This is a genomic window from Herbaspirillum autotrophicum (genome assembly GCF_001189915.1).
GTDB lineage: Bacteria > Pseudomonadota > Gammaproteobacteria > Burkholderiales > Burkholderiaceae_D > Herbaspirillum > Herbaspirillum autotrophicum.
In genome coordinates this window covers 180227-191000 of record NZ_LFLS01000008.1, presented here as the reverse complement: position 1 = coordinate 191000, position 10774 = coordinate 180227, and the positions used below count along the sequence as shown (strand labels likewise).

Here is a 10774-nt window from a genome sequence, read left to right as displayed (position 1 = left end):
TGCATCTCCTTTGCCGGAAATGCAAAAGCCGCCTGATCAGACCGGTCAGGCGGCTTTTTTCATGCAGCGGCGATTGTTTATTTGGTACCGAAGATGCGGTCGCCGGCATCGCCGAGACCTGGCACGATATACGCGTGGTCGTCGAGATGGGAGTCGAGCGAGGCGACATACAGTTTGACGTCAGGATGGGCATCCTGAAACACTTGTACGCCTTCCGGCGCGGCGACCAGTGCGACGAAAACGATATGTTCGCTTGGCACGCCACGCTGTTTCAATGCATTTACCGCATAAACAGCGGAGTTGCCGGTGGCCACCATCGGATCGCACAGAATCATGGTGCGGTCTTGCAGATCGGGCAGGCGCACCAGATATTCGACCGGCTCATGCTTTTCGTTGCGGTACACACCGATGTGACCGACGCGCGCCGATGGAATCAATTCCAGCAAACCATCGCTCATGCCAACGCCGGCACGCAATACCGGCACCACCGCCAGCTTTTTCCCGGCAATTACCGGTGCGTCGTAGAGACCGAGCGGTGTTTCGATTTGCTCAGTGGTCAGTGGCAGATCGCGCGTGATTTCGTAACCCATCAACAAGGTGATTTCGCGCAACAAGTCGCGGAAGGTGCGGGTTGACGTACTCTTGTCGCGCATGTGCGAGAGCTTGTGCTGGATCAGCGGATGATCGAGGATGTATAAATTCTTGAAGCGGGGATCTTGTTTCATCGTATTTTTAATTGAGAAGCGTCGTCAACATCTGGCGGCAATGCCGAATTGTCTCATGCCGCACGAAATAGAGAGATTTTGTCGCAAAAGCAGAGTCCGGCAGCATTCAGCGGCGTCCGAACATCATCTGTTCCGCCAGCACGCGCCGCGCCGGTGTCAGCACGTCGACCAGCCCCAGCGACAGACCGAGCAGCGCTTGTGATGGCGCGCCATCGGGGGCGCTGGCGAACACCCGCGCCATGACGTCCGTGAGCCGGATGGTGGCGCTGCGGTCGGCACGGCGGGCGCGGGCAAAGGTCGCCAGGGTGTCGCTATGACTGGCTTGCGTCAGCAACGACGCCAGTACGGTGGCGTCGCGCAAGCCCAGGTTGAGTCCTTGACCGGCAACCGGGTGCAGCGTTTGCGCCGCATTGCCGATTGCCACGATGCGTGGCGATGATGCCGGTTCGGCATTGAGGCCGAGCGGATAACTGTTGCGCGGTGTCAATGTGGTGAATCGCCCCAGACGCGTACCGAATGCGGTCTGCAGCGCTTGCAGAAAACCGGTGTCGTCAAGCGCCAGCAACTGCTGCGCCGTGGCCGGACGCACGCACCAGACCAGCGAGTAACCGTCATCGTATGGCAATAAAGCCAGCGGTCCTTCACTGGTGAAGCGCTCGAAAGCACGATGAGCAATGGCAGCGCTGGCTTTGACATGGGCCACGATGGCAACCTGATCGTAGTCGCGTTGTACGCTCTTGGCAGTTTGCTCCGAGAACACACCGCCTTCGGCTTGCACAATGATGCCGGCGCTCAGCATGCGGCCATCGGCGAGGCGCACCATGGCGGCTTGCTCCGATTGCTCGATGACGTCGACCTGGGCTGGCCTGATGGTCACAATCGGGGTGGCGTCGATCACGGCTGACAGTGCCGTCGCCAGTGAGCCATAGCGACAGACGTAGCCCAGCGCCGGCAAATCGTAATCCTCGCGCTGTATCAGCGTTCGTCCGAAATGTCCGCGGCGCGACACGTGAATGTGATGGATGGCGCTGGCCGCAGCACTCATGGCCGGCCAGGCACCGATATCTTCCAGTGTTTGCCGGCTGCCGCTTGATAAGGCAATCGAGCGCGGGTCCTGTGCGGCCTGCGCGACGGTCTTGGCGTCAATCAGCGCGATGCGTGCCGCGGCCATGCCGCGCTTGTGCAACAGTGCCGCGACGCTGAGTCCGACCGGACCTGCGCCGCAAATGATGACGTCGAAATCGGTGTTGCTCATCGTTTCAGGCGTGCCGCATCAAGGCTTCGATACCGGCCACGGTGTTGGGCACATCGGTGGTCAGAATTTCACAGCCGGTCGCCGTGACATGGGCATCGTCTTCAATCCGGATGCCGATGTTCCAGTATTTTTCCGGAACACCTTCGGCTGGCCGCACGTAAATTCCTGGTTCCACGGTCAGCACCATGCCCGGTTGCAATGTGCGCCATGGACGTTCGCTGCCTGCGCTTGCCGCCTCGCGATATTCGCCGACATCATGCACATCCATGCCCAGCCAGTGGCCGGTGCGATGCATGTAAAACTGACGGAAATCGCCGTTGCTGATGACGTCATCGAGTGCGCCAACCTTGTTTTTGTCGAGCAGGCCAGTGTCGAGCATGCCTTGCGCCAGCACCTTGACTGCCGCATCGTGGCCATCCATGAAGCGTTTGCCGGGACGGGTTTCCGCAATTGCGGCAACTTGCGAGGCCAGTACGATTTCGTACAGTTCTTTTTGCGGTCCGGAAAATTTGCCGTTCACTGGAAACGTGCGGGTGATATCCGAGGCATAACTGTCGAGTTCGCAGCCGGCATCGATCAAGACCAGGTCGCCGTCCCTGAGTTCGGCGTCACTGGCGCGATAATGCAGAACGCAGGCATTGGCGCCGGTGGCGACAATGGAACCGTAGGCCGGATATTGCGAACCGTTGTTGCGGAATTCGTGCAGCAATTCCGCTTCCAGGTGGTACTCGCGCAAACCGGGACGCGACAGCCGCATGGCGCGACAGTGGGCGGCCGAAGAAATCACGCCGGCGCGTTTCATGATGGCGATTTCATCGGCATCCTTGAACAGGCGCATTTCATCCAGCAAGACATTGACATCGACAATGGACGACGGCGCCGTCACGCCCGTGCGGCCCAAGGCGCGTACGCTTTGCAGCCAGTTTTGTACTTGGGTATCGCGTTTCTGGTCGTGTCCCAGCGCGTAAAAAACAGAGGGCGTATCGGCCAGCAGACGTGGCATTTCCTGATCCAGCGCTTCAATCGGAAACGCTGCGTCAAAACCGAATGTCTCGCGTGCGGCATCCGGGCCGAAGCGGTAACCATCCCAGATTTCGCGTTCCAGATCCTTGTCGCGACAAAACAGGATGGTGCGCGGTTGATCACCGGCGACCAGTACGATCACGGCATCCGGTTCGGTAAAGCCGGACAGATAATAAAAATAGCTGTCATGCCGGTACGGATAGTCGGCATCGCGATTGCGCATCACTTCATGGGCAGTGGGGATGACGGCGACGCCGCCTCCGCGGGCTTGCATCTGCGCGATCAGTGCGGCGCGTCGGGTAGCATAAGGTTTCATGTTCAGCTTCGCAGGTTAACCAGCCAAAGGTGCATTCAGTTGTTGCAGTTGCTCGACGGTGCCAACGTTGACCCAGTCGCCGCGCCATATTTCGCCGCCGACCTGACCGCGCGCGGCATATTCTCGCAGCAGCGGTCCGAGTTTGGCGTGTTCGCCCGGCGTGATGCCGTCAAACATCTGCGGCCGGTATACGCCGATATTGCCGAAGGTGTACAGCGGCGAACCTTCGTTGGCAATCGAAAAACTGTTCAATGCAAAATCGCCTTGCGGATGATGCGGCGGGTTTTTCACCAGATACAGCCAGGCCACATCGCGTTTGTCCAATGGTATCGGATTTCCCCACAGGTCGTTGTCTTCCAGCACTGACTTGACTTGTTCGAAGTCGAAATGCGGACAATAGATGTCACCCGAGATCGCCACGAATGGTTCTTCTCCGAGCAGATGACGGGCCTGCGCGATGCCGCCGGCGGTTTCCAGGGCGCTGGCTTCCGGGGAATACCAGAGCGTGGCACCGAATTGCGCGCCATCGCCCAGCGTTTGCTCCAGCATCTGGCCGAGATGGGCGTGATTGATCACGATGTCGGTGATGCCGGCGCGTACCAGACTCAGAATCTGCCACACGATCAGCGGCCGGCCGCGCACCTTGAGCAAGGGTTTGGGGCAGGTATCGGTCAGCGGTCGCATGCGCTCGCCGCGACCGGCGGCAAAAATCATGGCTTTCATGGCATGCGCTCCGTCAGAAGGTGTAGCCGACTTGCGGTGCCTTGTCTTCCAGCTTTTCCAGCAATCTGACCAGCGGAATCAGGCCGGAGTAGCGACGCGCGGTCTTGAGCGTGTATTCCATGACCAGCGGCATGTCTTTGAGATAGGCATCCTTGCCGTCGCGGTGATACAGGCGGGCAAAAATGCCGAGTATCTTGAGATGGCGCTGCAAGCCCATGAATTCGAAATCGCGGTAGAACGAATCGATGTCCGGTGCCACCGGCAGGCCGGCCCGTTTGGCGCGTTCCCAGTAGCGGATGGCCCAGTCCAGCACCATTTCTTCATCCCATTGAATGTACGCGTCGCGCAGCAGCGAAACCAGATCGTAGGTGATCGGTCCATAGACTGCATCCTGAAAGTCGAGCATGCCGGGATTGCCATTCGGCAGCACCATCAGGTTGCGTGAGTGGTAATCACGGTGCACATACACTTGCGGTTGCGCCAGGTTGTTGGCCAGCAGCATATCGAACACCTTGTTCAGGCTGGCGCTCTGCTCGTCGGTGAGCGTCGCCTTCAAATGTTTGCCGATATACCATTCCGGAAAAAGTTGCAATTCACGCAACAGCAGGGCGCGGTCATATTCCGGCAGCGCATCCGGCTTGCTTTGGGTTTGCAGCAGCACCAGCGCATCAATGGCGTCGAGATACAGCTTGTTGGCGGTATCGTTGTTGAGCTGGTTCAGATAAGTGGTATTGCCGAGATCGGACAGCAACAGGAAGCCGCGCTCGATATCTTGTTCGAGAATCTGCGGCACGGTCACGCCGGTCTTGCCGAATACGTCTGCGACATGGATGAAAGGCCGCACATCTTCTTGCGGCGGCGGGGCGTCCATCACGATCAACGTTTGGCCGGAGGGCGTGTCTACACGGAAATAACGACGAAAACTGGCGTCGGCCGAAGCAACGCGCAAGCTGTCGGCAATGACCGGGGTGGAGGAAAGCGAGCGCAGCCATTCTTGCAGCTGGGGCAGGCGCAGATCAGAGGGGGATGTAAAAGACATGAACGGGAATTCGTTTGATGGTGTTGAGTTCCCATATAATAAGGGATTAAATTCAAAAAAATCGCCTGCCATGGTGTTTGAACGCATTTATTCATGATCCGCTTCCTTAAGTCCCCATTTGGTCGTTCTGCCAACTGGCGGTTGTCGCGTTTCTTTTCGTCCATCGTGGTGGCGGCTTCGGCCACCGCCGTGATGCCATTGCAGGTTCAGGCGCAGACCACGGCAGCCGAGAAAAAGCCGGGCGCCGATGACAAGGATGCGCCGGTCACCGTCAGCGCCGAGCAAATGAGCGGGCGACCTGACCGCCAGATCAACCTCGATCGCGACGTCGAAGTAGTGCGCGGTGAGACCACCATCAAGGCTGACAAGGCGGTTTATCGCATCATTCAGGATGAAGTGGATGCGACCGGCCACGTCTGGATGAAGCGCCTGCAGGATCGCTACACCGGCGACGAAGCCACCATGAACATGGATTCCGGCAAGGGCCATGTCACCAATCCGACCTATCTGTTCGGTCAGAACGGCGGACGCGGCAAGGCCGAGCGCATCGATTTCCTGTCGGATGATCAGGCCGTGGTGACGCAGGGTACCTACAGCACCTGTGAAGCACCCGACCCTGATTGGTATATCCGCGCCGAAACGCTGGATCTCGACAGCGGTCGCGATGTCGGCACCATGAATAACGGTATTGTCTATTTCAAGGGCGTGCCGATTTTCGGCGCGCCGCTGATGTCATTCCCGTTGTCGGGCGAGCGCCAGTCCGGTGTGCTGCCGCCGACTTTCGGCATGACCAGCACCGGTGGCGCCGAGCTGACCGTGCCGTATTATTTCAATATCGCACCGAATCGCGATTTGACGTTGTTCCCGAAATATATTGCCCGTCGCGGTTTGCAATTGGGCGTGAATGGCCGGTATCTGGGTGAAACCTACTCGGGCGAAACCACGATTGAAGGCATCGAGGACAAGGTGACCGGTACCGGGCGCTACTCGTTGTCATCGATTCACACCCAGCGACTGATGCCGAATCTGACCTTCGCCTGGAATGTGAACAAGGCGTCAGACAACGATTATCCGAGCGATTTTTCGCATTCGATCACGACCAGCACGCAACGCCTGCTGACGCGCGATGTGAGTCTGACGTACAGCGGTGAGTACTGGAGCGCTGTCGGCCGCGTTTCCAAGTATCAATTGCTGCAGGACGTGAATAATCCGATCCAGAAACCTTATGATCGTTTGCCGCAACTGCTGCTGCAGGCAGGACGTCAGGATGTGGGTGGCTTCGATCTGAACCTGGCTTCCGAATTCGCCCGCTTTTCCAATTCGGTGACGCTGGCCGCCGGCAATGGCACGCCGATGGTGGGCGGTGATCGCATGTATGTAACGCCGTCGGTTTCTTATCCGATCGTGCGTCCGGGCTATTTCATCACGCCCAAGGCCACGCTGGACGCGACCTCCTACCGGCTCAATAATGTTGCGGTCGGCGCTCCTACCAGTCTCACACGCGTAGTACCCACCTATTCGCTGGATGCCGGCATGACATTCGAGCGGGATTCAAGCTGGTTTGGCCGGCCCATGACGCAAACGCTGGAACCGCGTCTGTTTTACGTCAAGACGCCCTACCGCGATCAAAGCCAGTACCCGAACTTCGATTCAGGCCTGGCCGATTTCAATTTTGCGCAGATTTTCAGCGAAAATCGCTTTGTTGGTCATGACCGTATCAGCGATGCCAATCAGATTACTGCCGCAGTCGTGTCGCGCTTCATTGAAGAAGATGGACTGGAGCGCTTGCGTTTCGCCATCGGCCAGCGCTTTTATTTTGCCGATCCGAAAGTCATTCTGGATAACACCACCACGACGACGCTGGGCAGCAAATCGGATCTGTTACTGTCGGCCGGCGGACAGATCACGCAAAAGCTGGCGTTGGACAGCACCGTGCAGTACAGCGAAACGCTGAAGCAGCTGGTGCGCGGCAATGTCGGCGTGCGCTGGCAGCCGGCGCCGAAAAAAGTATTGAATCTGGCATATCGTCTTGATCGTGCGGTAGTCAATGCAGATGGCACCATTGGCAATTTGAAGCAGGTCGATCTGTCCGGACAGTGGCCGGTGTCGCAACGCTGGTATGCTGTCGGCCGTATCAACTATTCGATTCCCGACAAGACCGTGGCCGAAGGTTTGCTCGGCATGGAATACAAGGCCGATTGCTGGGTCTTCCGATTGGTGGCACAGCGTATCCCGACGGCGTCGACCAAGGCATCGACTTCGTTCTTTATCCAGCTTGAATTGAATGGTTTTTCAAAACTGGGCTCGAATCCGCTGGATGCACTGAGCAGCAGCATCCCAGGTTATCAAATCGTCAATCAGCCTGATAACATAACCCGTTATTAACCGAATTCTTATGAACGTTCTCCATCTCATGCGCAATCGTTTATCGTCAAACGTCTCATCCGTCATCGCTGGCCTGTGTCTGTCGTTGGGTATGGTGGCCGCCGCGCACGCGCAGTTTGCCGCCACGGCTGCGCCGGCGGCTAACGTGCCGCCCGTCATTGCGGCGCCGGCTGCTGCAACTGCCGCGCCTCAGTCCAGGAGTCTGGGACCGAAGCCGGTTGACTCCATCATCGTGGTGGTCAATAACGAAGTGATTACCCGGCAGGAACTGGCGGACCGCATGCGCTTGCTGCAAAAGCGTCTGACGGCACAAGGTGTTGCCTTGCCGCCGCGCGGACAACTGGAGCGCCAGTTGCTGGAGCGCATGATCGTTGAGCGCGCGCAATTGCAGATGGCCAAGGAAAACGGCATCGTGGTGGATGACACCATGCTGGATCGCGCATTGCAACGGATCGCGGAACAAAACAAATTGTCGATGGCCGATTTCCGGGTTCAGCTGGAGCGTGAAGGCATCGCTTATTCGGCGTTCCGCGAAGATATCCGGCGCGAAATCATCATGCAGCGCTTGCGCGAACGGGAAGTCGACAACAAGGTGCAGATTTCGGAATCCGAAGTGGATAACTATCTGGCCGCGGAAAGCAATGCCTCGGCCCAGCATGAAGACTACAATCTGGCGCAGATTCTGGTACGCGTCCCAGAGAACGCTTCTTCAGAACAAATCGCTGCACGCCGTCAGCGCGCTGAAGACGTGCTGCGCCAATTGAAGTCGGGCGGTGACTTTGCCAAACTGGCCGCAAGCTATTCCGACAGCAGCGATGCATTGAGCGGTGGTGACCTGGGCTGGCGCGGCCAGGACCGGTTGCCGCAATTGTTCCTGGATGCGCTGGCCAGCATGAAGCCGGGCGATGTTTCCGGTTTGCTGAAAAGCGGCAATGGTTTCCATATCCTCAAGCTCAATGACCGGCGCGCCACCAGCGCGGTCAAATCCAATGCACCGGCAATTGAACAGACGCATGCCCGCCACATCCTGATCAAGGTCAATCAGGTCGTGTCTGCGGCTGAAGCCCGCCGCAAACTGGTGGAACTGAAAGAGCGTCTGGATAACAAGGCCGCCACGTTCGACGAATTGGCGAAATTGTATTCGAATGACTTGTCGGCTTCCAAGGGCGGCGATCTGGGTTGGCTCTATCCGGGCGATACCGTGCCGGAATTCGAGCGCGCCATGAATGAATTGAAGCCGGGCGAAGTCAGCCAGCCGATTGAAACCCCGTTCGGTTTCCATCTGATTGAAGTGCTGGAACGCAAGACCGATGATGCGTCGAAAGAGCGCACTCGTCAGGCTGCACGTCAGGCCATCCGCGAGCGCAAGATTGATGAAGCGGCAGAAGACTGGTTGCGTCAGTTGCGTGACCGTGCTTATGTCGAATTCCGTAACGACGATAATTAATGCCAGCATCCACCGCCTCTCGCATCCTCGCCGCAAGCGCAGCACGTCCGACACTGGCAATCACTTGCGGTGAGCCGGCAGGGATAGGGGCGGAAATTTCGATTCGGGCGGCATGGGAACTGCGTTCCGAAGTGCGCGCGGTGCTGATCGGTGATGCTGCCTTCCTGGCACAGACCGCAGACGCGCTGGACCCGGCCATACGCTTGTCAGCCTTGTCAGTGCAGGCCTGGCGCAACGGCGGCTTGCCCCACTTTCCGCAAGATCGGTTGACGGTCATCGATTGCCCGGTCAACGAACCCGTTGTGCCCGGGGTGCTGGATCCTCGCAATGGCCGCGCAGTGTTGCAGATGCTCGACATCGCCATCGACGGCGCGCTGCAGCGAAAATTTGATGCCATCGTTACCGCTCCGCTGCAAAAGAGCACCATCAACGATGCCGGCGTGCCATTCACCGGTCATACCGAATATCTGGCCGAGCGCACTGCGACACCGCATGTGGTGATGATGCTGGCCGGCGGCGATGCGCCGCATCTGCGGGTGGCGCTCGCCACTACCCATCTGGCACTGCGTGACGTGCCGGCGGCGATTACCTTTGATAGCCTGGTACGCACCCTGCACATCATTCATGCCGATTTGCGCACCAAATTCGGTATCGCTCAGCCCCGCATTCTGGTGGCCGGTCTCAATCCGCATGCCGGTGAAGGTGGCTATCTGGGACGCGAAGAGATTGACGTCATCACGCCGGCGCTGGATGCCGTCAGAGCACAGGGCATTGATGCCCGCGGCCCTTATCCTGCCGACACGCTGTTTCAACACAAGTATCTGATCGATGCCGACTGTGTGCTGGCGATGTATCACGACCAGGGTTTGCCAGTGCTGAAATTCGCCAGCTTCGGCGAGGGCGTCAATATCACGCTCGGATTGCCGATCATTCGCACCTCGGTTGATCATGGCACGGCACTCGATCTGGCAGCACAAGGACTGGGGCATGCCGATCACGGCAGCATGATCGCAGCCATCAGAACAGCTTCACACATGGCGGCCAGCGCCACACTAATTCATTCATGAAACACATTCCCCGCAAGCGTTTCGGCCAGAATTTCCTGACCGATCAAACCGTATTATTCGACATCATGCGCGGGATCGATCCGCGTCCCGATGATGTCATGGTCGAAATCGGCCCGGGTCTGGCGGCCATGACCAGTCTGCTGCTCGAATCCGTGCAGCAATTGCATGTGGTGGAGCTTGACCGTGATCTGGTGGAGCGCCTGAAAAAGCGTTTCGACCCGGCACGTCTGCATGTCCATTCGGCTGACGCATTGAAATTCGACTTTGCTTCGATCCCCGTACCCGCAGATCGCAAATTGCGGGTGGTCGGCAATTTGCCCTATAACATTTCCAGCCCGCTGCTGTTTCATCTGGCGCAAATTGCACCGCAGGTGCAGGATCAGCATTTCATGCTGCAAAAGGAAGTAGTCGAACGCATGGTGGCCGCACCGGGCAGCAAGGCGTTCGGACGACTGTCGGTGATGCTGCAATGGCGTTACGACATGGAGTTGTTGTTCGTGGTGCCGCCGACCGCATTCGACCCGCCACCGCGTGTGGATTCTGCGATTGTCCGCATGATCCCGCTTGCACAGCCTTTGGCGTGCGATCAGAAAACCCTGGAGCAAGTCGTCACCAAGGCCTTTTCGCAGCGGCGCAAAGTGATCCGCAATTGTGTCGCCGGCATGCTGACCGAGGCCGATCTGATTGCTGCCGGCATCGATCCGCAGGCACGGCCGGAAGCCGTGCCGATGCCGCAGTTCGTCGCGCTGGCGAACCGCCTGTCCAGTCTTTCTGCGGCATAACCGGGTGCCGGC

At 58.3% G+C, this 10774-nt stretch carries 9 protein-coding genes; 4 read left to right on the top strand and 5 right to left on the bottom strand.

Annotated elements, in window-relative coordinates; genetic code table 11:
• Positions 1-77: 77 nt before the first annotated feature.
• From upp to AKL27_RS08935, 5 genes are all read right to left on the bottom strand, one after another.
• On the bottom strand, positions 78-725 hold the full coding sequence (gene upp / locus AKL27_RS08955) for a uracil phosphoribosyltransferase (RefSeq protein ID WP_050462456.1): 648 nt from the start codon (positions 723-725) through the stop codon (positions 78-80).
• 106 nt (positions 726-831) lie between these two features.
• A complete protein-coding gene (locus AKL27_RS08950; RefSeq protein ID WP_050462455.1) occupies positions 832-1980 on the bottom strand; it encodes an FAD-dependent monooxygenase in 1149 nt (382 codons plus the stop codon).
• A 4-nt stretch (positions 1981-1984) separates the two neighbouring features.
• Positions 1985-3319: a Xaa-Pro aminopeptidase gene (gene pepP, locus AKL27_RS08945; protein ID WP_050462454.1), complete on the bottom strand. Its 1335-nt coding sequence runs from the start codon at positions 3317-3319 to the stop codon at positions 1985-1987.
• A gap of 15 nt (positions 3320-3334) precedes the next feature.
• Positions 3335-4042 carry an N-acetylmuramate alpha-1-phosphate uridylyltransferase MurU gene (gene murU / locus AKL27_RS08940; protein ID WP_050462453.1) on the bottom strand — a complete coding sequence of 236 codons (708 nt, stop codon included), beginning with the start codon at positions 4040-4042 and terminating at the stop codon, positions 3335-3337.
• Between the two features lie 13 nt (positions 4043-4055).
• Complete coding sequence (locus AKL27_RS08935) at positions 4056-5081, bottom strand: aminoglycoside phosphotransferase family protein (RefSeq protein WP_050462452.1); 1026 nt, start codon at positions 5079-5081, stop codon at positions 4056-4058.
• 93 nt (positions 5082-5174) lie between these two features.
• On the opposite strand from AKL27_RS08935, the gene AKL27_RS08930 reads away from it, so the two are divergent.
• Genes AKL27_RS08930 through rsmA form a run of 4 tightly spaced genes read left to right on the top strand, consistent with a single transcriptional unit; the run spans position 5175 to position 10762 of the window.
• Positions 5175-7466, top strand: a complete 2292-nt coding sequence (locus tag AKL27_RS08930) for an LPS-assembly protein LptD (protein ID WP_050462451.1) — start codon at positions 5175-5177, stop codon at positions 7464-7466.
• Positions 7467-7494: 28 nt separating this feature from the next.
• Positions 7495-8913: a peptidylprolyl isomerase gene (locus AKL27_RS08925; RefSeq protein ID WP_050462472.1), complete on the top strand. Its 1419-nt coding sequence runs from the start codon at positions 7495-7497 to the stop codon at positions 8911-8913.
• Entirely contained in the window at positions 8913-9980 is a 1068-nt protein-coding gene (gene pdxA / locus AKL27_RS08920; RefSeq protein WP_050462450.1) for a 4-hydroxythreonine-4-phosphate dehydrogenase PdxA, read from the top strand. Before AKL27_RS08925 ends, pdxA begins: the two co-directional genes overlap by 1 nt.
• A complete protein-coding gene (gene rsmA / locus AKL27_RS08915) occupies positions 9977-10762 on the top strand; it encodes a 16S rRNA (adenine(1518)-N(6)/adenine(1519)-N(6))-dimethyltransferase RsmA (RefSeq protein ID WP_050462449.1) in 786 nt (261 codons plus the stop codon). The genes pdxA and rsmA overlap by 4 nt, the downstream gene beginning before the upstream one ends.
• Positions 10763-10774: the final 12 nt, after the last annotated feature.

Coding starts and splice junctions, on each gene's coding strand:
- upp (WP_050462456.1), bottom strand. CDS start 725: ATGAAACAAGATCCCCGCTTCAAGAATTTATACATCCTCGATCATCCG.
- AKL27_RS08950 (WP_050462455.1), bottom strand. CDS start 1,980: ATGAGCAACACCGATTTCGACGTCATCATTTGCGGCGCAGGTCCGGTC.
- pdxA (WP_050462450.1), top strand. CDS start 8,913: ATGCCAGCATCCACCGCCTCTCGCATCCTCGCCGCAAGCGCAGCACGT.
- AKL27_RS08935 (WP_050462452.1), bottom strand. CDS start 5,081: ATGTCTTTTACATCCCCCTCTGATCTGCGCCTGCCCCAGCTGCAAGAA.
- rsmA (WP_050462449.1), top strand. CDS start 9,977: ATGAAACACATTCCCCGCAAGCGTTTCGGCCAGAATTTCCTGACCGAT.
- AKL27_RS08925 (WP_050462472.1), top strand. CDS start 7,495: ATGCGCAATCGTTTATCGTCAAACGTCTCATCCGTCATCGCTGGCCTG.
- AKL27_RS08930 (WP_050462451.1), top strand. CDS start 5,175: ATGATCCGCTTCCTTAAGTCCCCATTTGGTCGTTCTGCCAACTGGCGG.
- pepP (WP_050462454.1), bottom strand. CDS start 3,319: ATGAAACCTTATGCTACCCGACGCGCCGCACTGATCGCGCAGATGCAA.
- murU (WP_050462453.1), bottom strand. CDS start 4,042: ATGAAAGCCATGATTTTTGCCGCCGGTCGCGGCGAGCGCATGCGACCG.